Consider the following 26,121-nt stretch of genomic DNA (forward strand, 5'->3'; position numbering starts at 1 on the left):
ATTTTTCCTATTCTACTTTTAGTGTAAAGGTTGCTGGAACACTATTGACAAGTTCTGATAAATCGATTTCTTGACCGTCAGCAGTAATGGTTGTCTGTGTTGGTTGACCAACTGTGATAAACGGAGATGTCCCTTTGTTTACAGAAAGTGTAAACGTATTTTGATCTGGTGTCAAGAGCATTCCTTGTTCTCCATTGACACCGTCATTTAAACTAACCCAACTTTCACCCTCTTTTAGGGTAAACGTCACATCACTAACTTCTTTATCGGTTTTTAGAGTTGCTAGGTAACTACCATCTTCCTGAACTTCAGCTTTAAGAACTATTGGCATCTCTGTTACTGTTGTTGTTTCTACCGCTGTTGTTACTGTTGTTTCTTCTGTGGTTGATGGCGTTTCGTTTCCTGCTTGTTTGATAAAATCAGTAAGTGGCCAATGTTTAACAGCAAAATAACCGATTAGAGCAATGATAGAAATACTCAATAAGCTCAATAGTACTTTTGGAAAAACTGATTTCTTTTGAGTCGCCTCACGGTGACTACGACGACGTCTATGAGCCATACGTTCCATAGGAACATCTTCCTTGTCTACAGAGATAGAAACAAGCTCACTTTTCGTTTTTGCTACTCGAGAGTGAGGTAATGTATTTAGAAATGAGTTTTGATTTGCATATTGAATTAAAATTTCTTCAGCATCTAAGTTTACTAACTCTGCGTAACTTCTAAGATATAATTCAACTTCCTCAGCAGGTACTAAACTAAACTGATCTAGCTCCAAGGCTAAAAGATGATGAACCGCAATCCCTGTTCTACTCTCAATATCCGTCAGTTGTAATTGTTTACTTAGGCGTGCTTCGCGTAAAATATCTCCAATCATTTTACCATTCATATAATTTAAAATTCCCTTCTAGCTCAGTGTTTCTATTATAGCAAAAAAAATGATAATTTCCTGTTATTTTGGAAAAACGATGAATTCTGTTTTCTCAGCTTGATTAAAGAAATATTCACCGACAGTAATAATGGTTTCTAAGTCTAATTTTGTTAACAAATTTGGAAAATCAAAATAAGAATAATCCTCATCTTGATATTGTAAAAATTGATGTCCCAATTCCTCAATACTATCCAAACTACGAATGAATTCACCATAAATTTCATTTTTTATGGTTATCAAATGATTTTGATTAACATCTTTATTCTGCCTAACATTAATCAAATTTTTACGAAGTTGAGTTCCCATAGCAATTGGCTGCTCAGTATCAAGCATTAAAATAACAAAACCAAACCGCTCAGAAATCTCAATCTCTATATCAAAAGAATCATCAATTTTTCCCTTGTCATACCAATCTTGATAGCGATGAGAAGTCCAACCAAATAACATTGCTAAAAATAGACGTAGAGCTAATTTATTCTCGACGATAGACAACCCAGGAGCTAGATTACCTCTAAAACCAAGTCCTAATTTTGAAGTGGTCACATCCATTTGGATAGATGATTTCACAACAGGTTGAACTAAATCAAGATTTGGTCTTACAATTTCTGGTAATGTTTTACGTCTATTTGTCTCCCTCTTTCGAACAATTCTGTCAATCGCCTTGACATCAAAATCTCCAACTAAGACTAAGCTTTTAAAATCTGGTCGGTAAAAACTATCAAAATTCTCTTTCAAATCTGTTAATGACAACATTCCGATTGATTCTTTAGTTCCTGCAACATCCATTGCTAAAGGCGTATTTGGATATAAATTCGCCAAAATACCACTATAAAGACGATAGTCTGGATCATCTTGATACATAGCAATTTCTTGTTCAATAATTCCTTTTTCTCTTTGGATACTTTCCTCAGTTATGTGTAAACTACTTGTAAAGTCTAATAACAATTCTAAGGATTCTTCAAAAGATTCTACTGTTGAAAAGAAATAAGATGTCTTGTCAAAAGTAGTGTAGGCATTACTATCTGAACCAAGAACTGTAAACTGATTACCAACATCCTCTCCGTGTTGATTTCTAAACAGTTGGTGTTCTAAAAAATGCGCAACCCCAGAAGAATATTCTTTTGAATAATCGTTAGATGTAAACTTGGTGTCAATCGAACCAAAATTAACTGTCAATATTGCTGAACGTTCTTGAAAGCCTTTTTTAGGAAGGTAATAAACGTTCATTCCGTTATTCATATGTCTAAAGTAAATTTCTTGGTTTAAAAATGGATAGTCAATTTTCTCTAAGCGACTCACCTTATTCTCCTTCCAAAAAATACACTGCCTGTAACTTCATCATACCAATAGCTGCAACGATATCACGTTTCGTTACTTTGCTAATGTTGTCAATAAACGATTGCAAATCGACACTCTCTTCACTAAATATAGCACTACTATAAGTTTGTTCAATCAGAGCTTTAGGATTGTCCATTGACATTTTGGCATTTCCGATGATCATTTGCTTCGTTTGCTTTACCAGTTGACTTGAAAAACGTCCCATTTTTAATTCATTGATTTGCTGATTAATCACCTTAAAGGTCTTTGCTCTGCTATTTTTTTCAATACCCGCATATATTCTTAGAAATCCCGTAAAAGCGTCATAGCGAATTCCAACAGTATAGGCCAAACTCTCTTGTTCTCGAACAACTGTAAAGAGTTTGGAGTGTGAAAAACCACCTAGCATCCCTTCAGCAACCAGCATCGCATAATATTCTTGACTACCATAATAAATTGGGACATGGTAACCAAGTTGTAAAATAGATTGGGTGGTGTCTTTAGAGACTACCTTTTCTTTGACAATATTTAAAAATTCTTGTTTGTAAACCTTCTGTAAAGATATATCTCTATCTAGCAATGGAAATTGGATTAATTGACGTGTTGCTTGATAGTCATTAAAATCTCCTAAGAGAAAAATATCAATCTTATCCTCTTTGAGCATTTTTTGAAACTCTTGATAAGCTGTAAAGGCATTTTCCTTTTCAATCAACTCTTTTGTTCCATATTTTGAAATTTGAAGAGACTCTTCTTCATAGTAAAGTTTCTGTAAACCTATCATACTATTATAAAATTGATCCTGTTCATCTATTTCTAGGTAACGAATAAGATTCTTTTTTTCAATATCAAAGGTCTTTGTTTGGTATTTTTCAAGAGAGATTAACGGACGAAATAAAAGCTGCCCAATAATTGTAATAACTTCTCCTAAAAGGTCTTCCTGCCCCAAAACGTATCGATTACTCATAAAAGAGATATCGATATCAACAATATGGATATTCCCGCGAGTGCTAACATTTGTTGAAAGACTTGCACCATAGAGATTAGCAAATCGCTCACGAAGAAGCTTATTATTTGGAAAATCTTCACTGGCTGTCGCCAACATCTGAGCAACCAGAACTCTTCTGGAAACTGTTTTAGATTGACGATGTCCTGAAAAACGAAAAGTAAGGTGATTGGTTTTAAATTGCTGATTTTTGATAAAATGTAAGTCCACACCTTCTGCTAATTTCATAGTAATTCCTGTCTAAATTTAATCTCATCTATTATAACATTTTATGCTATAATTATCTTTACAGAAAGTCGAGGATTTTATGAAATATACACTATTCGATGAATTTATTACGTTGCAAGCCTTGCTCAAAGAGCTTGGAATTATTCAAAGCGGTGGCGCTATTAAAGCTTTTTTGAAAGAATATGACGTCCTTTTTAATGGGGAAAAGGAAGAGCGACGCGGAAAAAAAATTCGCCTAGGTGATATTATTGACATTCCTAGCAAAGGAATAACCATTACATTACAAAAACCTAGTGAAGAAGAGCGAAAAGTTCACCTTGAAGAAGTGGCTGAAAAAAATCGAGTAGCTACTCTTGTCAAAAAACTTAACCAGTCTCATAAAAAGCAAAGCTCCTCTCCAACTAAAAAGACAAAGTTATCAAAAAATAAACAAGCAGTAGAAAAACGTCCCGTTCGTTTTCCAGGAACATAAATATGTGGATTGAACGTATCTCACTTACAAATTACAGAAATTATAAGACCTTAGAGGCTGAATTTTCTCCTGGCCTAAATGTTTTTATCGGCCAAAATGCTCAGGGAAAAACAAATTTTTTAGAAGCTATTTACTTTCTTTCTCTAACTCGAAGTCATCGTACCCGTTCCGATAAAGAATTAATTCTTTTTAACGAGGTTGATACTAAATTGACAGGTATTGTCAATCGTGTCAACGGCAAAGTCCCGCTTGAGATTATCTTAACTAATCGCGGGCGTACTACTAAAGTAAATCATCTCAAACAAGCAAAATTATCGGACTATATTGGGACGATGACAGTTGTTCTATTTGCCCCCGAGGATTTACAGCTCATAAAAGGCTCTCCATCATTAAGACGTAAGTTTATTGATATTGATTTAGGGCAAATCAAACCACTCTATCTCGCTGATCTTTCAAGTTATAATCATATTTTAAAACAACGAAATGCCTATCTTAAAACATCTCAATCTGTTGATGAAACTTTCCTTGACGTCCTTGATGACCAATTAGCTTATTATGGAACTAGAGTTATTGAACATCGATTAGAATTTATTAAAGACTTGGAAAGAGAAGCTAGTAAACATCATCTTAGTATTTCTAGCCAGAATGAACACTTACGCTTCAATTATATGTCTTCTATCTCCTTTACAAATGAAGTTGACATCTCTGTAAATTTTATTGAACAATTAAAAAAATCACGGTCACGAGATATCTTTAAGAAAAATACTGGTGTCGGCCCACACAGGGATGACTTAGAGTTTTATATTAATGATATTAATGCCACATTTGGTAGTCAAGGACAGCAAAGAAGTGTCATTCTGTCTTTAAAAATGGCAGAAATTGCTTTATTTAAAAAAGTTACTGGCGATAACCCTATTCTCTTACTTGACGATGTCATGAGTGAACTTGACAATAATCGTCAATCTCAATTACTTCATAATATCATATCTGAAAATGTTCAAACATTTATAACAACAACAAGTTTATCTCATCTAAAGGATCTTCCAGAAAATCTGAAGATGTTCCATGTTGTCAATGGAGAAATTTCTGAATAGTCCTTGTCAAGTTTATGTTTACAAAAACGCACACCACCTTTACAGTAATGTGCGTTTTTTCTTACTTATTTTAATGAGTAATTTGGTGCTTCATTTGTAATTTGAACATCATGTGGGTGACTTTCAATCAATCCTGCACCTGACATTTCAATAAATTGTGCATTGTCGTGAAGCTCTTTTAAATTAGCTGCTCCAACGTAACCCATACCAGAACGAATACCACCAATCATTTGGAAGACGATATCTGAAACTGCACCTTTATAGGCTACACGGCCTTCAATTCCTTCTGGAACAAGCTTATTAGCTTCATTAACTGAACCTTGGAAGTAACGGTCACTTGACCCTTTTTTCATAGCTGCAATTGAGCCCATACCACGGTAGGTTTTGAATTTACGTCCTTGGTAAATTTCTGTTTCTCCTGGTGCCTCGTCTGTACCAGCAAACATTGAACCAAGCATAACAGCATCTCCACCGGCTGCAAGAGCTTTTACGATATCACCTGAGTATTTAATACCACCATCTGCGATGATTGTTTTTCCGTACTCGCGAGCAACAGATGCAGCATCATAAATTGCGGTTACCTGAGGAACACCAACACCTGCAACAACACGTGTTGTACAGATTGAACCTGGGCCAATACCAACTTTAACAACGTCAACACCTGCTTCATAGAGAGCACGTGCACCTTCTGCTGTTGCAATATTACCAGCAATTAATGTACGATTTGGGAAGTGAGCACGAATTTCAGCAATTTTACGAAGTACACCAGCTGAGTGACCGTGAGCCGTGTCAATAACAATAGCATCTGCACCAGCTTCAAAAAGAGCTTCTGCACGTTCAAAAGTATCTGAAGTTACTCCAACTGCCCCTGCAACTAGCAAACGACCAAATTCATCTTTCGCTGCATTAGGAAACTCAATCACTTTCTCAATATCTTTGATAGTGATAAGACCAGACAAACGACCATTTTCATCAACCAAAGGTAATTTTTCAATACGGTGCTGGTGAAGAATTTTCTCTGCTGTCGCTAAATCAGTGCCAACTGGAGCAGTAATCAACTCCTCTGATGTCATATGTTCTGAAATGAGAGAATTAAGGTCAGAGATGAAACGCATATCACGATTAGTAATAATACCTACCAATTTACGATTTTCAACAGATTCAACAATTGGAACACCTGATATACGATAGCTTTGCATTAAATCTTCAGCCTCTGAAACCTTGTTATTCGGTGTCAAGAAGAATGGGTCAATAATAACACCATTTTCTGAACGCTTAACTCTGCGAATTTCCTCGGCTTGTTGTTCAATTGACATATTTTTATGAATCACACCAAGACCACCTGCACGAGCAATAGCAATAGCCATTTTGCTATCTGTCACGGTATCCATAGCAGCTGTGATAATAGGAATATTTAATGTTAGATTGTCAGCTAGTTTCGTCTTCATATTGACATCATTAGGCAAAACATGACTCTCTGCTGGAATGAGTAGTACGTCGTCAAAGGTAAATCCTTTTTTCAAAAATTTAGTGTCCCAGTTTGACATTAAAAGTTCCTCTTTTCTTAATTAGTATCAGTCCTCAGACTTTTTGTTTTTACTATAATATCATTATAAAATGATTTGTCAATTATTCCGAATAAAAATATTTATTTACCAAGAATTATTTCTTATTAGCTAAAAATAACAACTATTTATCCCAGATTATCAGTCAATAGATAACGATACTTCTTGATGATTTTTTTGAGTATCAGTTAAAATAGTCTCCAAATATGAGGTTATAAAACCATCATCTTCATTTTTTAAGATTGAAATTCCCTCAGAATAATCTGCTATATTAATTGACTTACCAGCAAAATAGTCAGCATTTAAACTAGCAAATGTATTCCTTGCTAATATCAATTTTTCAGTAGGAAGTTGAGACGTTGACAACCATTCATTACTCTTACGTTTAGCCACATCTTCCATAAATGCTCGAGAATGCTGTGAAAAATGCAATAATGTCTCATCACTCATTTGCTTGTCTTTTGCCCAACCTTCAACATCTAACTGTTCTACTTGATAATCTAATGTTTTAGCACTCACTGTTATTTTTCCATATTGGTGCGGAGAAACGGCCAATGAAGAAGTTATTATTTCAGGAGTTTGTCCTTTGCTAATATGCTGGATATGAATATGTCCACTAAGATTTAAAAATAGCGGTGAATTTCGATACAAAGCAGATAGTTTAGGGGATTGATCGATAAGAAAACCTGAAGTAAAGTCAGGATTATGTGAAATCAAGTTCTGATGGCTAATACCGATGACTTTAATCTTATTTTTTTCAGCTTCTTTCAATCTATCCTCAATCCATTTTAAAGTCTCAGAAGAAAGTTTGTTGTCACCATTGCTATTACTGTCAACACACAAAAACCATAAATCTTTCCTTGCACTGTAAATATAGGAAAGTGAGTTGTCATCTTTGTGTAAAGATTTTTGTAAACCATATTGCCCATAAATTTCTGAGAATTGTTTTTTTGAAATCGAATCTACTAACTCATAACCATCCCCTGTAAATTTAGCTGCACTAGAGCGATCAATATCATGATTACCTGGGATGACAAGAATAGTTATACCTGCCCCTTTGATACGATTCAACTTTTTCTCTAACCCTAAATGACTCTCTCTTTCACCATTAAAAGTTAGGTCTCCACTAAGAATGAGAAATTCTGGTCTTTCTTCAATCACCGTGTCAACAAAAGCCTCTGTAATGTCTTCAATATAATACATGTATTTACCATCAGCGTTGTCAATCATGTCTGTAAAGAATGATTCATTATCATGTAAAGATGGAGACAAATAGTGTAAATCTGTCGCAACAATGATTGAAACTGTTTTTTCAGAGAGGGAGTTATTGCTATGATAACCATTTTGATTTAGATGAGAGTCTGAAACTAGTTTCAGAAAAGCAACTAAGATTAAACAGATTACAGCTATTATGATAAATTTCTTTTTCATGTTATGACAAAAGGGTGAGGCATTGCCTCACCTCAACCTTTCTTTTTAGAAATAATTGATTCCCATTGCAGATTTTACTTCTGATAAGGTTTGAGCTGCTACTTGACGTGCTTTTTGACTACCTTCTTCAAGCATACGGAAGACTTCTCCCATATCTTTAGCGTATTCTAGACGGCGCTCACGGATAGGAGCTAATTCACGTTCTAAGATGTCTAAAAGGTAACGTTTGGTTTTGACATCGCCAAGACCGCCACGTTGATAATGTTCTTTCATTGCCTCAATTTCAGCCTTATCTGCTTCGGTTCCAAAAATATCTAGATAATGGAAAACCATATTACCTTCAATTTGTCCAGGATCTTCCACACGGATATGATTTGGATCGGTGTACATGCTCATAACTTTCTTACGAACGGTATCAGCATCATCAGAGAGGTAGATGCCATTTCCGAGAGACTTCGACATTTTAGCATTACCATCAAGACCAGGGAGGCGACCAGCCTTTTCATTTTCAGGATAGATGCCTTCTGGCTCCACCAAAACCTCACAATTGTAGGTATGGTTAAAGCTACGAGCAATCTCCCGTGTTTGCTCAATCATTGGTTTTTGATCGTTACCGACTGGCACAAAATTAGCTTTAAAAGCTGTGATATCTGCAGCTTGAGAGATAGGATAAACTAGGAAACCTGTTGGAATAGATTCTCCGAAACCTTTTTGAGCAATTTCCGTTTTAACCGTTGGATTACGTTCAAGACGTGCTAGAGAAACAAGGTTCATATAGTACATGGTCAACTCTGCTAGTTCGGGAATCTGACTCTGGATAAAAATAGTTGATTTAGCAGGGTCAAGACCAACAGATAAATAATCCAAGGCAACATTTCCAATGGATTCCTTGATAGCTGCAGATTCTTTGGCATGATCAGTGAGGGCTTGCTGGTCTGCTAAAAAAACAAACATATCGTACTTCTCTTCATTTTGAAGTAATACACGATTTTTTAAACTCCCTACATAGTGACCTAAATGTAGTTTTCCGGTGGGACGATCCCCTGTTAAAATAATTGGTTTAGACATATTATCTCCTTTACTTTTTTGTCAACTTTGTTTTACAGCGTTGTCAACTTGACGGAAGTAATCTTCCTTGGTTAATCTGTAGTGAACCATTGTAACCATTCTTTCATCAACTTTCTTGTCAATCTTTGCATATGGTTCTTCATGGCTAAACAACATTCCTGATTTTTGCATGACACGCCCAGAAGCAGGATTTTCTTTATCGTGTCGTGCGATTAAACAGTTCATTTGTAAGTCCTCGAAAAAGACTTGAAGTATTTTTGTGACTGCCTCGGTCATATATCCTTTGTTCCAATAGTGTTTATTTAAGGTATATCCTATTTCAGCTCGACGCACATCTTCGGCAATTTTCATTAAATCAATGGTTCCAATAAATCGATTGGTTTCTTTGATAACGATGCCCCAACGTCCTAGGGGATTAGCTAAGTACAGCGAAGCAATATTATTTTTAGTCTCTTCAAGAGTTTTATTAGCTGGAAAAGTCCAACGGACATTCTCTTCATCAGATGCATAAGCAAACATATCTTCTGCATCTTCAATCCGAACAGCTCTTAGATAAAGTCTATCCGTCTCTATAGAGCAGAATTTAGCTAATCCTTGGTAAATATTCTCCATCTATCCTCCAAAAGAAAAAACTCACGCTTAAATAAGCGTGAGGGCATAATCATATTGATACGCGGTACCACCTCAATTGATAACTTTACAACTTTTGTAAAGCAAGTTTACACTTAGTTGTCAAATCAGCAAAGCATCATCTCTAGTACGATAAGGTGTACCAAACCTGAAACTTATGTGTTCGTTTCACGTGAAACCTCAGCCCATTCACTCTAACTCACCTACTGACTTTCAGCACCGTCAACTCTCTTTGAAAGTAAAGCTAAAGTTACTTTTCTGAATACTTATATTTTATGAAATCCCTTCAAATTTGTCAAGTTTTTATCTTGTCAAGAACTTGGATTTAAGGGATAATAGAGGAGTTGAAAAATAGAGAAAGTGGTTTATCATGAAAAAACGTTTGATTGATTTTGTATTAGTAACAATCGGATCATTTATTGTTGCTATTGGTTTTAATACCATGTTTTTAGAGAATAACATTGCTTCAGGCGGTATGGGAGGGTTGGCAGTTAGTTTCAAAGAAATCTTCGGGTGGAACCCATCCACCTTTTTATTGCTAACTAACATTCCTCTTTTGATACTCTGTTTAGTATTTTTAGGGAAGGAAACTTTTGTTAAGACCTTTTATGGTTCATGGATATATCCATTTGCGGTGAAGTTGACAGCAACTTTACCAACGTTGACACATAATCCATTGCTGGCAGCTATCTTTGGTGGGATTATCGTTGGGATTGGATTAGGTATGGTTTTTTGGGGAAATTCCTCAACCGGTGGTACTGGGATCCCTACTCAAATTTTAAATAAATACACACCTTTATCCTTAGCTGTGGCAATGACTATCGTTGATGGGATTAGTGTAGCAATGGGATTCTTAGCATTTGATACAGATACAGTAATGTATTCGATTATAGCTCTTGTTGTGATTTCCTATGTTGTTGGGATTATGGAAAATGGATTTAATTCCTCTAAGACAATCATGATTATTTCTAATAAAAATGAAAAAATTCGTACCTACGTTATCCAAAAAGCTAATCGCGGTGTAACGCAAATTCCTGTTAAGGGAGGGCTAAATTCTCGTGATAAAATCATGCTCATGACAACAATTACTAGTCATGAGCTTCCCAAAATGCAACAAGAAATTTTAAAAATTGATGAGACAGCTTTTGTTGTTGTGATGCCAGCAAGCCAAGTCATGGGACGTGGCTTTAGCTTGACCAAACACTATATTCGTGAGAACGATGATATTTTACTTCCAGGCTAGTAGTTTTCGTTGAAAAAAATAAATAAATTCGATAAAATATTAAAGATAGATATAAAAAACGAGGTAATATAATTGTTAACAGTTTCAGACGTGTCGCTACGTTTTAGCGATAGAAAACTTTTCGATGACGTAAACATTAAGTTTACAGCAGGAAATACCTATGGATTGATTGGTGCCAATGGTGCTGGAAAATCAACTTTTTTAAAAATTCTTGCTGGAGATATTGAACCTTCAACTGGTCATGTATCTCTTGGACCAGATGAGCGTCTCTCAGTTCTTCGTCAAAATCATTTTGACTATGAAGAAGAGCGTGCGATTGATGTTGTTATCATGGGGAATGAAAAACTTTATAACATCATGAAAGAGAAAGATGCCATTTACATGAAGGAAGATTTCTCAGATGAAGATGGTGTTCGTGCAGCAGAACTTGAAGGTGAATTTGCAGAACTTGGTGGATGGGAAGCAGAAAGTGAAGCTTCTCAATTATTGCAAAACCTCAATATCCCTGAGGACCTTCATTACCAAAACATGAGTGAATTGGCTAACGGTGATAAGGTCAAAGTTTTGCTTGCTAAGGCTCTATTTGGTAAACCAGATGTTCTTCTTTTGGACGAGCCTACCAATGGTCTTGACATTCAATCGATTTCATGGCTTGAAGATTTCCTAATTGATTTTGAGAATACCGTTATTGTTGTGTCCCATGACCGCCATTTCTTGAATAAAGTATGTACCCACATGGCTGACCTTGATTTTGGTAAAATTAAACTATTTGTCGGTAACTACGATTTCTGGAAACAGTCTTCTGAATTGGCTGCGCGTCTTCAAGCAGACCGTAATGCCAAAGCTGAAGAAAAAATCAAAGAGCTTCAAGATTTCATCGCGCGTTTCTCTGCAAATGCCTCAAAATCAAAACAAGCGACTTCTCGTAAGAAAATGCTTGATAAGATTGAATTGGAAGAAATTGTTCCATCAAGTCGTAAGTACCCATTTATCAATTTCAAAGCTGAGCGTGAAATTGGTAATGACCTGTTAACCGTAGAAAACCTTTCTGTTAAAGTGGATGGAGAAACCATCATTGATAATATCAGCTTTATTCTTCGTCCAGGAGATAAGACAGCTATCATTGGTGAAAATGATATCCAAACGACAGCTCTTATGCGAGCTTTAGCGGGGGATATTGAATACGAAGGAACGATTAAATGGGGAGTAACCACTTCTCAGTCTTATCTTCCTAAGGATAATACGAAAGATTTTGCTTCAGGTGAACCAATTCTGGAATGGCTTCGTCAATTTGCTGCTAAAGGTGAAGATGATGATACTTTCTTGCGTGGTTTCCTTGGTCGCATGCTCTTCTCAGGAGATGAAGTTAAGAAGTCTGTTAATGTTCTTTCTGGTGGGGAAAAAGTGCGTGTAATGCTATCAAAATTGATGCTGCTTAAGTCAAACGTGCTTATTCTTGATGATCCAACTAACCACTTGGATTTGGAATCTATCTCAAGCCTTAATGATGGCGTCAAAGATTTCAAAGAATCAGTTATCTTTGCCAGCCACGACCATGAGTTTATTCAAACCATTGCCAATCACATCGTTGTTATTTCTAAAAACGGTGTCATTGACCGTATTGATGAAACCTATGATGAATTCCTTGAAAATGAAGAAGTTCAAGCTAAGGTTAAAGCTCTTTGGGCACAATAATTTCCAAAAAATCGTCTGGGACTATCTCAGACGATTTCTTTTTTATCTATAGTGATTTGAATTAGTACTCATCAAAAATCAAAAGAGCATTTTAGATCCTCTAATATCATTGTTTGACCACCGAACGAAGTGAGGCTAACATGTTTCTTTTCCTATGGTGGTATTCTTATTAGTGAAATCCGTAGGAGGTTGTGATACTGACTTCGTAAGCTTCATTTCCCACCTAAAAAGGTTCCCCAAACCTTTTTTAGCGTCCACACTTTTAATAAAGAAACACAGAAAGTAATTTTTGATTTTTGTTAAGTATAAAAGTAGGACACTTTAAAAGTAAACTACAGATAAAATGATGTCATCTTATTGCACTTAGTTCACTCTGGCATAGTCCTATTAAGAGGAGTGTAAATCAAACAGCCTCTCTAGATTTTTCAAATGGAACTACACTATCCATCACAAAACATTTATAGAAAACAAAAAAAAACTGCTAACCGCAGTTTTTATAGGATACTCCGTACGGGATTCGAACCCGTGTTACCGCCGTGAAAAGGCGGTGTCTTAACCCCTTGACCAACGGAGCAAAATCTAATAGTCCGTACGGGATTCGAACCCGTGTTACCGCCGTGAAAAGGCGGTGTCTTAACCCCTTGACCAACGGACCTTAGGTGTTGTTTTCTTAACACTCTTATTATTATATCAGATAAATTAAATTTGTCTAGTCTTTTATTTCATTTTTTATTTTAATATTGCTTTTTTTTGTCTCATTTGATATACTAATGGAGTTGGGTCTCATAGCTCAGCTGGATAGAGCATTCGCCTTCTAAGCGAACGGTCGCAGGTTCGAATCCTGCTGGGATCACTAAAAAAGTTTGGAGCACATGTTCCAAACTTTTTTTGTCCTAATCCTATATCATCACCGGTCTCTTTATGGAGACTTTAGAGAAAAATCAGCTCCTAGGTTTATTGATTTTTTCTTCCCAATTTTTCTCATTCCAAAGACTGACATTGATATAGAGAAGTGGCAAGATAACAAAAACTAGACCATACTCTTTGAGATGAGTAGAGATGACTGTTGATAGAGCAACACCTAATGCAAATGTCAAGATAATAATAAAAATATTCCTACCAGCTTTTTGGAGCTCTGCATTTTTCTCCATAAAACCTTTAAACGTTAAAAGAGCAGCATTTTTAACATTTCCTGTCATCATCACATTAGCATAAGGTGCCCCTCTAAGTTTTCTAAAAGATTCCACCTGTATAGACGCTACAAGAGCTAAATTAGCTATTGTAAAAAATGAAGGTAAGATAGGAGTCAATAACACGGTAATGACAATAATGGCTTGCATAATCAGACTCGCACCAAAATGCCAAAAGATATTTTTGCTAACAAACCATCGACGAATCAGATAGGTAGCACATTGTCCTATCATAAAAAAAACAATAGGGATTGTAAAATTAATAACTCGTTGCCAATTTCCTTGAGCAGCATGATATGCCCACATGATAACATTGCCTGATTGAACGCCAGCAAAAATACCATTCTGAGTTACAAAGGTAAAGGCATTGATATAGCCACTAATAAAGGTTAGACAAGCTGCAACACGCAATCCCTCAAAGACACGGTAATCTTTTACATGATATTTCATCTTCCTCACTCCCAATAAATTATTTATGATAAGGACTGCCTTGCTGAATCATAAAAGCACGGTAAATCTGCTCAATCAATACAAGTTTCATGAGCTGATGAGGCAAGGTTAATTTTCCAAAACTCATTAATAAATTCGCACGTTTTTTGACACTTGGTGACAATCCTAGACTTCCCCCAATGATAAAGGTTAGATTTGAATAGCCTTTTACAGTGATATCCTCTAATATCTGACTAAATTTTTCTGATGGAAATTGATCACCTTCGATGGCTAAGGCTATGACAAACTCTCTATCTGAAATTTTTGCTAAGATACGTTCAGCTTCTTTTGCCATAATGGCCTGATTCTCAGATTCACTAGCTTTATCTGGCGTTTTTTCATCAGGAAGTTCCACCATTTCTAATTTGCAAAATCTCCCCAGGCGCTTCTGGTATTCGGCAATGCCATCTTTCAGATATTTTTCTTTTAATTTTCCTACGGTAATCAGTTTTAGTTTCATAAGGTGTATTATATCATAAATTATTCTTTTTGTAATAAGTTATCCACAGGTTTACCCATTAAATTATCAGCTTTTTAGGTAAGTTTTTACTTGTTTTCAACAAAGTTTTCCACAACCTGTGGAAACTTTTCTTTTTTGGATTTTTAAGGTATAATTAAGCCAATTTTCTTAAACTGATGACAAATGGAGGTCATTTATCATGAAAAAAACATTTTCTTCTCTACTTAAATTTATTTTAATTAGTTGTACGGGTTTTATAGGTGGAATAGTTGCTACATTTTTAATGCTACAAAGTAACAAGTTTACTTCTACCTCAACAAATAATACTCAGACAACTGTCAGCAAGGTGAGCTATAAAAATACTAATGATACCACCTCTGCAGTTGCTAACGTTCAAGATGCTGTTGTCTCTGTCATCAATTATCAAAGTCAACAAAATAATTCTTTTCAGAACGTCTTCGGTAACTCTCCTTCTGGAGAACTCGCTGTAGCCAGTGAAGGTTCTGGGGTTATTTACAAAAAAGATGGTAAATTTGCTTATATCGTGACAAATAACCATGTTATTGAAGGTGCCGAGCAAATTGAAATCCTCTTTGCTGATGGTACAAAGGTGGTTGGTGAGTTGGTCGGAAGTGATACCTATTCTGACCTTGCGGTAGTCAAAATCTCTTCTGAGTCTGTTAAAACTGTTGCTACATTCGCAGATTCAGAAACATTGACTGTTGGTGAAACAGCAATCGCTATCGGTAGTCCTCTTGGATCTGAGTATGCCAATTCTGTAACAGAAGGGATTGTGTCTAGTCTTAGCCGTACAGTTACTATGAAAAATGAGCAAGGTGAAACCATCTCAACTAATGCTATTCAAACAGATGCTGCCATTAATCCAGGTAATTCTGGCGGAGCTCTCATCAATATTCAAGGACAAGTTATCGGTATTAACTCAAGTAAAATCTCTTCAACGTCAACATCGTTGACAGGAGGTTCTTCGGTTGAAGGTATGGGATTTGCAATCCCTTCAAATGATGTTGTCAAAATTATCAATCAACTAGAGAAAAATGGAAAAGTTAACCGTCCTGCTCTCGGTATTACGATGGTAGGTTTAAACGAATTGTCAACTAACTTTATCTTCCAATTAAAACTACCTGAAGATGTGACATCTGGTATTGTCGTTGCAAGCACTCAAGATAACATGCCTGCATCTGGAAAACTTCAAAAATATGATGTCATTACTGAGATTGATGAAGAAACTGTCGCATCATCTAGTGATTTACAAAGTATTCTTTATGGTCACACTATCGGTGACACAATAAAAGTAACTCTCTACCGTGAAGGGAAAAAGCAAACAGCTACTATTATCCTTGATAAAACAACCCAAGATTTGACTTCAAATTAAGTTGACATACTTTGTCACTACCTTTACAATAGTGTAAAGGTAGTTTTTAGTTTAGGAGAGCAGATGACAGAACGTTTACAGGTTATCAAAATTGAACAGATTCAAAAAAATCCCTACCAACCTAGGTTAAGTTTCAATGAAGATGAATTGATTGATTTGGCAAATTCTATTAAAGAGAATGGTCTCATTCAGCCAATTATTGTTCGAAAATCAGATGTTTTTGGATATGAACTCATTGCAGGTGAGAGAAGGCTACGAGCCTCTAAAATAGCTGGCTTAGAAGAAATCCCAGCAATTATTAAGGAAATTTCTGATGATGATAGTATGAAACAGGCTATTATTGAAAATCTTCAACGCTCTAACCTTAATCCCATTGAAGAAGCCAAAGCCTATCAACAAATGATTGATAAAAAACAAGTCACACACGAAGATCTAGCACGTTATATGGGGAAATCACGCCCCTACATCAGTAATCTTCTTCGTTTACTAAATCTACCACTAAGTCTTCAAGAAGCCGTTACGTCTGGAAAACTTTCTCAAGGACATGCGCGTGTGCTCCTCAGCCTCAATGAAGAAAAAGAACAAGAATTTTGGGCAAAGGAAATTAATGAGAAACAGCTCAGTGTTAGACAGCTAGAGGCTTTTATTTTAGGTAAGAAAACGAAAAAGCAAGTCTCTAAAAATCCTTTTATCACCGATTATGAAAAAGAGCTCAGCCAACAACTAGGATTACCTGTAAAAATCACAGCCAGCAAATCACATAAAGGGAAAGTCACCATCCAATTTTCAACCGAAGAAGATTTCCACAGAATTATCAACAGTCTAAAATAGGCTGTTGACTTTTTTTCGTTTTAGACAGAATTATCAACAAGAAAAATTCGATTTAAACCTAGTAAATATCAGCAATATAAGAGTTTTACACATGTTGTGGAAAACTCTTATTGACAATGTGGATTTCTGATAAAATACTTGTGGAAAACTTTTTAGAAATATGTTAGAATAAAACAACTAACTAACAGATAAGGAGACAAGATGACCGATAATGAACAACGATTTTGGGATCGGGTCTTGGAATTAGCAAAGGGTAAATTTTCACAGGCTGTCTTTGATTTTTTTATCGCTGATGCTAAACTCATACGAATCTCTGACCAGGTGGCCACTGTTTTGATGGAAGAAAAAAAAGAACTGTATTGGAAGAGTAATCTCACTGATATTGTTCTAACAGCAGGGTTTGAGGTGTTTAATCAGGAAATCTTAATTGATTATATCTTTGAGGAGCCGATTGAACAAGATGAGTTATCAGAAGAGTTCCAATCACCAGTGACACCCTTAATTCCAAGTGATATTCTCTATCAATCACCCGTTATCTCAGATTTAAATCCTAAGTATCGCTTTGATAATTTTATTTCTGGTAAAGGTAGCCAATGGGCACTTGCTGCGGCACTTGCTGTTGCTGGAAGTCCAGGGACTGTCTACAATCCTCTTTTTATCTGGGGAGGACCTGGTTTAGGTAAAACTCACCTACTAAATGCTATTGGTAATAGTGTCTTAGAGGATAATCCACGCGCCAGAATCAAATACATTACAACTGAGAATTTTATCAATGAATTTACAACTGCTATCAGACTAGGGACAATGGAAGAGCTGAAAGAGGCTTTTCGTCATTTAGATGTTCTACTGATTGACGATATTCAGTACATGGCTAAAAAGACTATGGCTGGAACTCAGGAAGAGTTCTTTAATACCTTCAACGCCCTCCATTCAAATAACAAGCAGATTATCCTTACTAGTGATAGGGCTCCCGAGCAGTTAAATGACCTAGAAGAGCGTCTCGTATCACGTTTTAGCTGGGGATTAACGCAAGATATTACCCCACCTGATTATGAGACTAGGATTGCTATTTTACAAGATAAGATTCAGGATTATCCGTATCAGTTTTTACCAGAGACGATTGAGTATCTTGCAGGACAATTTGACTCTAACGTTCGTGAACTTGAAGGAGCTCTCAAAAATATTAGCTTAGTTGCCAGCGTCAAAAGAGTTGACACCATTACTGTCGACATTGCAGCAGAAGCTATCCGAGCAAAGAAACAAGAACCACTAACAATATCTGTCATTCCAATCGAAACGATACAGACAGAGGTTGGTAAATTCTATAACGTATCTGTCAAAGAAATCAAATCAACCAAACGAAACCAGAATATTGTAATGGCACGTCAGGTTGCCATATTTCTTGCGCGTGAAATGACTGATAACAGTCTTCCTAAAATTGGTAAAGAATTTGGTGGAAGAGATCATTCAACTATCCTTCATGCTTATAACAAAATCAAAAATATGTTAAAAACAGACGATGGTCTTCGTATTGAAATTGAAACACTACGACAAAAAATAAAATAGCTTGTGGATAAGTAGCTTAGTTTTAAGAGAGTTTTCCACAAGTTATACACAGCCATAACCCCTAATAAACAGTAGCCAAAGTCTATTTTTCCACGTTATCCACAAGACCTACTACTACTAAATTTAATACTTATAAAATAAAGGAGAATCCATGATTCATTTTTCAATTAATAAAGCCTATTTTTTACAAGCCTTAAACGCAACTAAAAGAGCCATTTCATCTAAAAATGCTATTCCAATTTTATCAAGCTTAAAATTAGAAATCACAAAATCAACGATTACATTGACGGGATCAAATGGACAAATTTCGATTGAAAATACCATTTCAATTCAAGATGAAAATGCAGGACTCCTTATTACACAACCAGGTGGTATCTTATTAGAAGCTAACTTCTTTATCAATATTGTTTCAAGTTTACCAGATGTGACTCTTGATTTTGAAGAAATTGAACATCATCAAGTTGTTCTAAGAAGTGGGAAATCTGAGATCACCCTTAAAGGAAAAGATATTGATCAATACCCTCGTTTACAAGAAGTTACAACCACAAATCCGCTCTTATTTGAAACACACATTTTAAAACAAATTATTTCCCAAACAGCTTTTGCAGCAAGCACTCAAGAAAGTCGCCCTATTTTAACAGGGGTACACATGACGTTAAAAAATCATAATGCTTTTAAAGCTGTTGCGACAGACTCGCATCGTATGAGTCAACGTCAGATTGAGCTTGAAAAAGCGACAGATGATTTTGATGTGGTAATTCCAAGTCGTTCTCTACGTGAATTTTCAGCTGTATTTGGTGAGAATGTTGAACAAGTTGAAGTATTTTTATCACCTAGCCAAGTTCTTTTCAGAAGTGAACATACGTCATTTTACACGCGATTGCTAGAAGGAAATTACCCAGACACAGACCGTTTGTTGACAAATACTTTTGAAACGGAGGTTACGTTTAATTCTTCTGCTCTTCGTCAATCAATGGAGCGTGCACAGCTTATTTCAAACGCTAGTCAAAATGGGACTGTTAAATTAGAAATTAGTAATGGCAAGGTGAGTGCTCATGTTAATTCACCTGAAGTTGGTAAGGTTAATGAGGAAATTGATGCAATCAGTTTATCAGGAAATGATTTGACAATAAGCTTTAACCCAACTTACCTTATTGATGCTCTTAAAGTCTTGAAGAGTGAGACGGTTGTTATTCGCTTTATTTCACCAGTTCGTCCATTTACGTTGATTCCTGGTGACGATACGGAAGACTTTATTCAATTGATTACGCCAGTACGTACAAACTAAGTTAGATTTACTTTAAGATTAGTTTAAGGAAAGAGAATTATACTATAATTATCCTAAAACTTTTTCATATCTCCGAAAACATCCAGCGTAAACGTCTGGGTGTTTTTTTTGGTATAATGGCAGAAAGGAAAAGGAGTGTAGCAATGTATCAGGTAGGATCGCTTGTAGAAATGAAGAAGCCGCATGCGTGTACGATTAAATCAACTGGAAAAAAAGCTAATGAATGGCAAGTGACACGCGTTGGAGCAGATATTAAGATTCAATGTACCAATTGTGAACATATTGTTATGATGAGTCGACATGATTTTGACAAACGTTTGAAGAAGGTAATGCAACCGTAAAAGTATTGATTTTATAAGCTTTTTAGCAGTTGCGCAACAACTGGTTGCGGTAAAAAGTGCTAGTCTAATGCCCTAATGTTTAGCTATAATAAGACTAGAAAGAGAAAGGTGGTAATGGTTATGACCTTATTTGCAGAACAGCTCAAAAAACTGCGGCAGGAAAAGAATATCTCGCAAGAGGATTTAGCACAAGAACTCTTTATCTCTCGTCAAGCCATTTCAAAATGGGAGAATGGCGCTGCCACACCAGATTTGGAAAATTTAGTCAAACTATCTGAAATCTTAACTGTTAGTCTGGATGAACTGGTTAAGGGAGAAAAAAGAAGTTCTGATAATCAAGAAGATGATGATGACAATTTACATCTTCTAAGAGGACGTGAATACGTGATTAATCCTGAAACTGGAAAGTATGAGAAAAGAGACGGCTTAGCCATTTTTATCGACCTCATTTCAGAATACTGGTGGGGCATCTTTTTTGTGCCACTCTTTGTGATGTGGATAAAAATATTAATCGATTTATTTTAGTGGCTCTTGCTATTCAGAAAGCTTTTTTTGTCATTTTTTGGTATAATACTCGTGATTGAAATTTTGAATGGAGAAACAAAAAACATGGCTTTAACAGCAGGTATCGTTGGTTTACCAAACGTTGGGAAATCAACCCTATTTAATGCGATTACAAAGGCAGGTGCAGAGGCTGCTAACTATCCTTTTGCGACTATTGACCCAAACGTCGGTATGGTAGAAGTACCCGACGAGCGTTTACAGAAATTGACAGAATTGATCACCCCTAAAAAAACCGTTCCAACAACTTTCGAATTTACTGACATTGCAGGTATTGTCAAAGGGGCTTCAAAAGGTGAGGGACTTGGGAATAAATTCTTGGCTAATATTCGTGAAGTAGATGCCATTGTTCACGTTGTTCGTGCCTTTGATGATGAAAATGTCATGCGTGAGCAAGGGCGTGAAGATGCCTTTGTCGATCCTTTGGCAGATATTGAGACCATTAACCTTGAGTTGATTTTAGCTGACCTTGATAGCATTAACAAACGCTATGCGCGTGTGGAAAAAATGGCGCGTACGCAAAAAGATAAGGATTCTGTGGCTGAGTTTAACATCTTGCAAAAAATCAAGCCTGTTCTTGAAGATGGTAAGTCAGCGCGTACGATTGACTTTACAGATGATGAACAAAAAATCGTCAAGCAACTCTTCCTTTTGACCACTAAACCAGTGCTTTATGTAGCAAATGTTGACGAAGATAAAGTCGCTGAACCAGATGATATCTCTTATGTGCAACAAATTCGTGAGTTTGCGGCAACAGAAAATGCTGAAGTGGTTGTCATCTCAGCGCGTGCAGAAGAAGAGATTTCAGAATTGGATGATGAAGACAAGGCTGAATTCCTAGAAGCTATTGGATTGACGGAATCAGGTGTTGATAAATTAACACGTGCTGCTTATCACTTGCTTGGTCTTGGAACCTATTTCACAGCTGGTGAGAAAGAAGTCCGCGCTTGGACCTTCAAACGTGGTATCAAGGCACCACAAGCAGCTGGAATTATCCACTCAGACTTTGAGCGTGGCTTTATCCGTGCAGTAACCATGTCTTATGACGACCTTATCCAATATGGTTCTGAAAAAGCGGTTAAAGAAGCAGGACGTCTTCGTGAAGAAGGAAAAGAATACGTTGTTCAAGATGGTGACATCATGGAATTCCGTTTTAATGTTTAAACATATTATTAAAGTATGAGGCCTGTGCCTTATGCTTTTTTCTGCTAGATGAGAGGAGTTAATAACAATCACATGGTAAAACTTATTGTAGGTCTGGGAAATCCAGGCTCTAAATATCATGAAACTAAACATAATGTAGGCTTTATGGCAATCGATTTATGGGCTAAGGCTTTAGGTGTCACTTTTACAGAAGAAAAAGTCTTTAAAGCAGAAGTGGCTTCTAGCTTTATTAATGGTGAAAAGGTTTATCTAGTCAAACCAACCACATTTATGAATCTTTCAGGAATCGCTGTGCGAGCGTTACTAGCTTACTACAACATTCCTATCGAAGACTTCATTGTCATTTATGATGATTTGGATATGGAAGTTGGTAAGATTAGGTACCGTCAAAAAGGCTCAGCCGGTGGGCATAATGGCATCAAGTCCATTATTGCAGAATTGGGTACTCAGGAATTTGACCGTATCAAGATTGGTATTGGTCGTCCAAAACAGGGAATGACAGTCATCAATCATGTTCTTGGTCGTTTTGAGACTGATGATTATATCACAATCACAATGACCTTGGATAAGGTAGTTGAATCTTTGAAGTATTATTTGAAAACAAATGATTTTGAAGGGACAATGAGGCGGTATAATGGCTAATATTGTAGAGTTATTTGGTCAGCATAAAACGCTTGTCGAATGGCGAGATAAGGCGTCATTATTGGGACGTCAGCTGGTCATGGGATTATCGGGAAGTAGCAAGACTTTAGCTATTGCTTCTTATTTTGCAGAAGAAGGGGGCAAGCTCGTTGTTGTTACAGCTACCCAACATGAGGCAGAGACCTTAGCGGCTGATTTGACCGGTTTGATTGGCGAGGAAAATGTTTTTCAATTCTTTGCAGATGATATTGCTGCTGCAGAATTTATCGTGGCTTCTCAGGAAAGAGCTATATCGCGAGTTGAGGCTCTCAATTTTCTAGTGGACGATAAGGCGTCCGGCGTTCTCTTAGTTAGCTTGGTTGGTACTCGGATTTTACTGCCAAATCCAATGGACTATGTTGCTCAGCTATTGAGCCTAGCAGTCGGTGATGAGTACGATTTAGAGGCTTTAACCAAGCAATTGCTCATGATGGGTTACACCAAGGTTAGTCAGGTGATGAGTCCTGGTGAGATTAGCCGCCGTGGTGATATTTTAGATATCTATGATAGTAAGAGTGATAAAGCTTACCGCTTAGAGTTTTTCGGTGATGAGATTGACGGGATTCGTCTATTTGATAGTGACACCCAAAAATCTTTGGAAACCTTAGATGAGGTGAGGTTGTCTCCAGCGGAAGAAGTGATTCTAACAAGAGATGATTTGGCGCGTGGTCAAAAACGACTGGAAAAAGCGTTGCAGAAAACAGCTAAGGACAATCCTGCCCATGACTGGTTAGTCGAGCTGATTTCGGTAACCGCAGATGGGCATAAGCACCGAGATATTCGCAAATTCCTTTCGTATTTCTATGAAACGTCTTATACCTTGTTGGATTATATTCCTAAAGGAACACCACTCTTTATTGATGATTTCCAAAAATTGGTTGATCGCAATGCCCGTTTTGATTTGGAAGTTGCTAATTACTTGACAGAGGAACTTCACCAAGGAAAGGCTGTGAGTGATTTAACTTATTTTGGAGAGAGTTATCAGATCATTCGCCAGTATCAGCCAGCAACTTTCTTTTCTACCTTTCATAAGGGGCTTGGGAATATCAAATTTAACCAGTTGCATAACTTGACCCAGTATGCCATGCAGGAATTTTTCAATCAATTCCCTCTCCTGGTTGATGAAATCAATCGTTACCTCAAAAATAAGGCAACAATTGTGATTCAAGCAGACAGTCAAGTTGGTCTGGAAAAATTACAAGAAACCCTTCGAGAGTATCAACTAGACTTACCAATTGTGGCTGCAGATGCTATTGCGATTGGTCAGGCACAGCTGGTCGTAGGTCATCTGTCACATGGGTTTTACTTTGCTGACCAAAAATTGGTACTCATTACAGAAAAAGAAATTTTCCATAAGACCATCAAGCGTCGTATCCGCCGTCACAACATCAGCAATGCCGAGCGCCTTAAAGATTACAATGAACTGGAAAAGGGAGACTACGTTGTTCACCATGTGCATGGTATTGGACGTTTCATGGGGATTGAAACCATTGAAATTAAAGGTGTCCACCGAGACTATCTCACGATACAATATCAAGACGCCTCAACCATTTCCTTACCTGTCGAGCAGATTGAGAGCCTCTCAAAATACGTTTCGGCAGATGGCAGAGAACCGCAAATCAATAAACTTAATGATGGACGATTTAAGAAAACCAAGCAGAAGGTTACCAAGCAAGTCGAAGATATTGCGGATGACCTCTTAAAACTCTATGCCGAACGTAGCCAATTAAAAGGCTTTGCCTTTTCACCGGATGATGATAATCAACAGGAGTTTGACGAGGATTTTCCTTATGTGGAGACAGAAGATCAGCTACGCTCCGTCAAAGAAATTAAGACTGACATGGAAAGTGACCGACCAATGGATCGTCTTTTGGTTGGAGACGTTGGATTCGGTAAGACAGAAGTTGCCATGCGGGCAGCCTTCAAAGCGGTTAATGATGGTAAGCAGGTAGCTGTTTTGGTACCGACAACAGTCCTTGCTCAGCAACATTATAATAATTTCAAGGAACGCTTTGAGAATTATGCGGTCAATGTCGGTGTCCTCAGCCGTTTCCAAAGCAAGAAAGAGCAGACACAGACCATTGAGAAATTGAGTAAGGGGCAGGTGGATATTATAATTGGTACCCATCGTCTCTTATCAAAAGATGTGGCATTTTCAGATTTGGGGCTGATTGTGATTGATGAGGAACAACGATTTGGAGTAAAACACAAAGAAAAATTAAAAGAGCTGAAAACTAAAGTTGATGTTTTGACGCTAACGGCAACCCCGATTCCAAGAACACTGCACATGTCCATGTTGGGCATTCGTGATTTATCCGTTATTGAAACCCCACCAACCAACCGTTACCCTGTCCAGACCTATGTGATGGAAACCAATCCTGGAGTTATTCGTGAAGCTGTTATGCGTGAAATGGATCGTGGGGGTCAGGTATTTTACGTTTACAACAAGGTTGAAACGATTGAGCAAAAAGTGTCTGAACTTCAAGATTTATTACCCGAGGCTAGCATCGGTTTTGTTCATGGACAGATGAGTGAGGTGCAGCTCGAAAATACCTTACTTGATTTTATTGAGGGACAGTATGATGTTTTGGTAGCGACAACGATTATCGAGACAGGTGTCGATATTTCTAACGTCAATACGCTTTTCATTGAAAATGCTGATCACATGGGCCTATCAACCCTCTATCAGCTAAGAGGGCGTGTCGGGCGCAGTAATCGTATTGCCTATGCCTATCTCATGTACCGTCCAGATAAGATTTTGACAGAAGTTTCGGAAAAACGTCTTGATGCTATCAAAGGCTTTACAGAGCTTGGTTCTGGGTTTAAGATTGCCATGCGAGATTTGTCGATTCGTGGGGCTGGTAATATTTTAGGGGCATCGCAGAGCGGTTTCATTGATTCCGTTGGTTTTGAATTGTATTCACAGATGCTAGAAGAAGCGATTGCTAAGAAGCAGGGCAAATCGCAAGCACGTCGTAAAGGCAATGCGGAACTCAACCTTGCTATTGACGCCTACCTTCCAGCTGATTACATCTCAGATGAACGTCAAAAGATTGCCATTTACAAACGGATTCGTGAAATTGAAAATCGCAAGGATTATCAAGAATTACAAGAAGACCTTATCGACCGTTTTGGAGACTATCCAGATCAAGTGGCTTATCTTATTGAAATCGGCTTAGTCAAAAGTTACATGGATGCTGTCTTTGTTAATATGGTTGACAGAAAAGACAATCAGTTGATTGTTCGATTTGAGAAGGTTGCTCAAGCCCTATTTTTAACACAAGATTACTTTGAAGCCCTATCGAAGACAAATTTAAAAGCTCGTATCAGTGATGATAAGGGACAGATGGAAATTATTTTTGATATTCGTGGCAAAAAAGACTACGAAATTCTTGAAGAACTCCTTAAATTTGGCGAAGGTTTTGTCGCCATTAAAGAACGAAAAAATCAAGAAAAAGAAGCTTAAAAAGCCTATAAAATTAA

Annotated in this window: 22 protein-coding genes and 3 tRNA genes; 14 read left to right on the forward strand and 11 right to left on the reverse strand. The window is 36.9% G+C overall.

What is annotated here, in order from left to right:
• Positions 1–7: 7 nt before the first annotated feature.
• The 3 genes from EAF07_RS05225 to yfmF all read right to left on the reverse strand — a co-directional run bounded on the left by EAF07_RS05225 (position 8) and on the right by yfmF (position 3,476).
• Complete coding sequence (locus tag EAF07_RS05225) at positions 8–886, reverse strand: helix-turn-helix domain-containing protein (RefSeq protein ID WP_121835351.1); 879 nt, start codon at positions 884–886, stop codon at positions 8–10.
• Between the two features lie 63 nt (positions 887–949).
• Entirely contained in the window at positions 950–2,227 is a 1,278-nt protein-coding gene (yfmH, locus tag EAF07_RS05230; RefSeq protein WP_121835353.1) for an EF-P 5-aminopentanol modification-associated protein YfmH, read from the reverse strand.
• Position 2,228: 1 nt separating this feature from the next.
• A complete protein-coding gene (yfmF, locus tag EAF07_RS05235; RefSeq protein ID WP_121835355.1) occupies positions 2,229–3,476 on the reverse strand; it encodes an EF-P 5-aminopentanol modification-associated protein YfmF in 1,248 nt (415 codons plus the stop codon).
• Between the two features lie 79 nt (positions 3,477–3,555).
• On the opposite strand from yfmF, the gene yaaA reads away from it, so the two are divergent.
• The gene (gene yaaA / locus EAF07_RS05240; RefSeq protein WP_121835357.1) at positions 3,556–3,948 is read left to right on the forward strand and encodes a S4 domain-containing protein YaaA; all 393 of its coding nucleotides are present in this window, start codon (positions 3,556–3,558) and stop codon (positions 3,946–3,948) included.
• A 2-nt stretch (positions 3,949–3,950) separates the two neighbouring features.
• Positions 3,951–5,042, forward strand: a complete 1,092-nt coding sequence (gene recF / locus EAF07_RS05245) for a DNA replication/repair protein RecF (RefSeq protein WP_121835359.1) — start codon at positions 3,951–3,953, stop codon at positions 5,040–5,042.
• 65 nt (positions 5,043–5,107) lie between these two features.
• Here the strand turns inward: recF and guaB are convergent, their stop codons facing one another.
• The 4 genes from guaB to EAF07_RS05265 all read right to left on the reverse strand — a co-directional run bounded on the left by guaB (position 5,108) and on the right by EAF07_RS05265 (position 9,718).
• A complete protein-coding gene (gene guaB, locus EAF07_RS05250; RefSeq protein WP_121835361.1) occupies positions 5,108–6,589 on the reverse strand; it encodes an IMP dehydrogenase in 1,482 nt (493 codons plus the stop codon).
• Between the two features lie 159 nt (positions 6,590–6,748).
• Complete coding sequence (locus EAF07_RS05255; RefSeq protein ID WP_121835363.1) at positions 6,749–8,038, reverse strand: metallophosphoesterase; 1,290 nt, start codon at positions 8,036–8,038, stop codon at positions 6,749–6,751.
• A gap of 45 nt (positions 8,039–8,083) precedes the next feature.
• A complete protein-coding gene (gene trpS, locus EAF07_RS05260) occupies positions 8,084–9,106 on the reverse strand; it encodes a tryptophan--tRNA ligase (RefSeq protein WP_121835365.1) in 1,023 nt (340 codons plus the stop codon).
• A 21-nt stretch (positions 9,107–9,127) separates the two neighbouring features.
• The gene (locus EAF07_RS05265) at positions 9,128–9,718 is read right to left on the reverse strand and encodes a GNAT family N-acetyltransferase (protein ID WP_121835367.1); all 591 of its coding nucleotides are present in this window, start codon (positions 9,716–9,718) and stop codon (positions 9,128–9,130) included.
• A gap of 388 nt (positions 9,719–10,106) precedes the next feature.
• On the opposite strand from EAF07_RS05265, the gene EAF07_RS05270 reads away from it, so the two are divergent.
• Together EAF07_RS05270 and EAF07_RS05275 are read left to right on the forward strand one after the other, a co-directional pair.
• Positions 10,107–10,979, forward strand: a complete 873-nt coding sequence (locus EAF07_RS05270) for a YitT family protein (protein WP_121835369.1) — start codon at positions 10,107–10,109, stop codon at positions 10,977–10,979.
• 72 nt (positions 10,980–11,051) lie between these two features.
• Positions 11,052–12,674 (forward strand): ATP-binding cassette domain-containing protein, encoded by a 1,623-nt coding sequence (locus EAF07_RS05275; RefSeq protein ID WP_121835371.1) that lies wholly within the window; start codon positions 11,052–11,054, stop codon positions 12,672–12,674.
• 502 nt (positions 12,675–13,176) lie between these two features.
• Here the strand turns inward: EAF07_RS05275 and EAF07_RS05280 are convergent.
• Positions 13,177–13,248, reverse strand: a tRNA-Glu gene (locus EAF07_RS05280).
• 9 nt (positions 13,249–13,257) lie between these two features.
• Positions 13,258–13,329, reverse strand: a tRNA-Glu gene (locus EAF07_RS05285).
• A gap of 124 nt (positions 13,330–13,453) precedes the next feature.
• Between EAF07_RS05285 and EAF07_RS05290 the strand changes: the two genes are divergently transcribed.
• Positions 13,454–13,527: transfer RNA gene (locus EAF07_RS05290), tRNA-Arg, on the forward strand.
• An 88-nt stretch (positions 13,528–13,615) separates the two neighbouring features.
• Here EAF07_RS05290 and EAF07_RS05295 read toward each other — a convergent pair.
• The gene (locus tag EAF07_RS05295; protein WP_121835373.1) at positions 13,616–14,314 is read right to left on the reverse strand and encodes a YoaK family protein; all 699 of its coding nucleotides are present in this window, start codon (positions 14,312–14,314) and stop codon (positions 13,616–13,618) included.
• 19 nt (positions 14,315–14,333) lie between these two features.
• Positions 14,334–14,813 carry a 23S rRNA (pseudouridine(1915)-N(3))-methyltransferase RlmH gene (gene rlmH / locus EAF07_RS05300; RefSeq protein ID WP_121835375.1) on the reverse strand — a complete coding sequence of 160 codons (480 nt, stop codon included), beginning with the start codon at positions 14,811–14,813 and terminating at the stop codon, positions 14,334–14,336.
• A 199-nt stretch (positions 14,814–15,012) separates the two neighbouring features.
• Between rlmH and EAF07_RS05305 the strand changes: the two genes are divergently transcribed.
• The 9 genes from EAF07_RS05305 to mfd all read left to right on the forward strand — a co-directional run bounded on the left by EAF07_RS05305 (position 15,013) and on the right by mfd (position 26,104).
• Positions 15,013–16,206: a S1C family serine protease gene (locus EAF07_RS05305; RefSeq protein WP_121835377.1), complete on the forward strand. Its 1,194-nt coding sequence runs from the start codon at positions 15,013–15,015 to the stop codon at positions 16,204–16,206.
• A 63-nt stretch (positions 16,207–16,269) separates the two neighbouring features.
• The gene (locus EAF07_RS05310; RefSeq protein ID WP_121835379.1) at positions 16,270–17,037 is read left to right on the forward strand and encodes a ParB/RepB/Spo0J family partition protein; all 768 of its coding nucleotides are present in this window, start codon (positions 16,270–16,272) and stop codon (positions 17,035–17,037) included.
• A gap of 201 nt (positions 17,038–17,238) precedes the next feature.
• The gene (gene dnaA / locus EAF07_RS05315) at positions 17,239–18,603 is read left to right on the forward strand and encodes a chromosomal replication initiator protein DnaA (protein WP_121835381.1); all 1,365 of its coding nucleotides are present in this window, start codon (positions 17,239–17,241) and stop codon (positions 18,601–18,603) included.
• Positions 18,604–18,754: 151 nt separating this feature from the next.
• The gene (gene dnaN, locus EAF07_RS05320; protein ID WP_121835383.1) at positions 18,755–19,891 is read left to right on the forward strand and encodes a DNA polymerase III subunit beta; all 1,137 of its coding nucleotides are present in this window, start codon (positions 18,755–18,757) and stop codon (positions 19,889–19,891) included.
• A gap of 143 nt (positions 19,892–20,034) precedes the next feature.
• On the forward strand, positions 20,035–20,232 hold the full coding sequence (locus EAF07_RS05325) for a DUF951 domain-containing protein (RefSeq protein WP_121835385.1): 198 nt from the start codon (positions 20,035–20,037) through the stop codon (positions 20,230–20,232).
• 120 nt (positions 20,233–20,352) lie between these two features.
• Positions 20,353–20,757, forward strand: a complete 405-nt coding sequence (locus EAF07_RS05330) for a helix-turn-helix domain-containing protein (RefSeq protein WP_121835415.1) — start codon at positions 20,353–20,355, stop codon at positions 20,755–20,757.
• Between the two features lie 84 nt (positions 20,758–20,841).
• On the forward strand, positions 20,842–21,957 hold the full coding sequence (gene ychF, locus EAF07_RS05335) for a redox-regulated ATPase YchF (protein WP_121835387.1): 1,116 nt from the start codon (positions 20,842–20,844) through the stop codon (positions 21,955–21,957).
• 72 nt (positions 21,958–22,029) lie between these two features.
• Positions 22,030–22,599 (forward strand): aminoacyl-tRNA hydrolase, encoded by a 570-nt coding sequence (pth, locus tag EAF07_RS05340; RefSeq protein WP_121835389.1) that lies wholly within the window; start codon positions 22,030–22,032, stop codon positions 22,597–22,599.
• Positions 22,592–26,104, forward strand: a complete 3,513-nt coding sequence (mfd, locus tag EAF07_RS05345; RefSeq protein WP_121835391.1) for a transcription-repair coupling factor — start codon at positions 22,592–22,594, stop codon at positions 26,102–26,104. The genes pth and mfd overlap by 8 nt, the downstream gene beginning before the upstream one ends.
• The last annotated feature ends 17 nt before the right edge of the window (positions 26,105–26,121 follow it).

This window comes from Streptococcus hillyeri (genome assembly GCF_003686955.1).
In the GTDB taxonomy this organism is placed as follows: domain Bacteria; phylum Bacillota; class Bacilli; order Lactobacillales; family Streptococcaceae; genus Streptococcus; species Streptococcus hillyeri.

What these genes read in the sequence shown, in the direction of transcription:
- pth (WP_121835389.1), top strand. Translation starts at nt 22,030, where the DNA reads ATGGTAAAACTTATTGTAGGTCTGGGAAATCCAGGCTCTAAATATCAT.
- EAF07_RS05270 (WP_121835369.1), top strand. Translation starts at nt 10,107, where the DNA reads ATGAAAAAACGTTTGATTGATTTTGTATTAGTAACAATCGGATCATTT.
- EAF07_RS05225 (WP_121835351.1), bottom strand. Translation starts at nt 886, where the DNA reads ATGAATGGTAAAATGATTGGAGATATTTTACGCGAAGCACGCCTAAGT.
- EAF07_RS05295 (WP_121835373.1), bottom strand. Translation starts at nt 14,314, where the DNA reads ATGAAATATCATGTAAAAGATTACCGTGTCTTTGAGGGATTGCGTGTT.
- mfd (WP_121835391.1), top strand. Translation starts at nt 22,592, where the DNA reads ATGGCTAATATTGTAGAGTTATTTGGTCAGCATAAAACGCTTGTCGAA.
- EAF07_RS05255 (WP_121835363.1), bottom strand. Translation starts at nt 8,038, where the DNA reads ATGAAAAAGAAATTTATCATAATAGCTGTAATCTGTTTAATCTTAGTT.
- EAF07_RS05265 (WP_121835367.1), bottom strand. Translation starts at nt 9,718, where the DNA reads ATGGAGAATATTTACCAAGGATTAGCTAAATTCTGCTCTATAGAGACG.
- EAF07_RS05310 (WP_121835379.1), top strand. Translation starts at nt 16,270, where the DNA reads ATGACAGAACGTTTACAGGTTATCAAAATTGAACAGATTCAAAAAAAT.
- EAF07_RS05330 (WP_121835415.1), top strand. Translation starts at nt 20,353, where the DNA reads ATGACCTTATTTGCAGAACAGCTCAAAAAACTGCGGCAGGAAAAGAAT.
- yaaA (WP_121835357.1), top strand. Translation starts at nt 3,556, where the DNA reads ATGAAATATACACTATTCGATGAATTTATTACGTTGCAAGCCTTGCTC.
- EAF07_RS05325 (WP_121835385.1), top strand. Translation starts at nt 20,035, where the DNA reads ATGTATCAGGTAGGATCGCTTGTAGAAATGAAGAAGCCGCATGCGTGT.
- trpS (WP_121835365.1), bottom strand. Translation starts at nt 9,106, where the DNA reads ATGTCTAAACCAATTATTTTAACAGGGGATCGTCCCACCGGAAAACTA.
- yfmF (WP_121835355.1), bottom strand. Translation starts at nt 3,476, where the DNA reads ATGAAATTAGCAGAAGGTGTGGACTTACATTTTATCAAAAATCAGCAA.
- dnaN (WP_121835383.1), top strand. Translation starts at nt 18,755, where the DNA reads ATGATTCATTTTTCAATTAATAAAGCCTATTTTTTACAAGCCTTAAAC.
- dnaA (WP_121835381.1), top strand. Translation starts at nt 17,239, where the DNA reads ATGACCGATAATGAACAACGATTTTGGGATCGGGTCTTGGAATTAGCA.
- guaB (WP_121835361.1), bottom strand. Translation starts at nt 6,589, where the DNA reads ATGTCAAACTGGGACACTAAATTTTTGAAAAAAGGATTTACCTTTGAC.
- EAF07_RS05305 (WP_121835377.1), top strand. Translation starts at nt 15,013, where the DNA reads ATGAAAAAAACATTTTCTTCTCTACTTAAATTTATTTTAATTAGTTGT.
- recF (WP_121835359.1), top strand. Translation starts at nt 3,951, where the DNA reads ATGTGGATTGAACGTATCTCACTTACAAATTACAGAAATTATAAGACC.
- rlmH (WP_121835375.1), bottom strand. Translation starts at nt 14,813, where the DNA reads ATGAAACTAAAACTGATTACCGTAGGAAAATTAAAAGAAAAATATCTG.
- ychF (WP_121835387.1), top strand. Translation starts at nt 20,842, where the DNA reads ATGGCTTTAACAGCAGGTATCGTTGGTTTACCAAACGTTGGGAAATCA.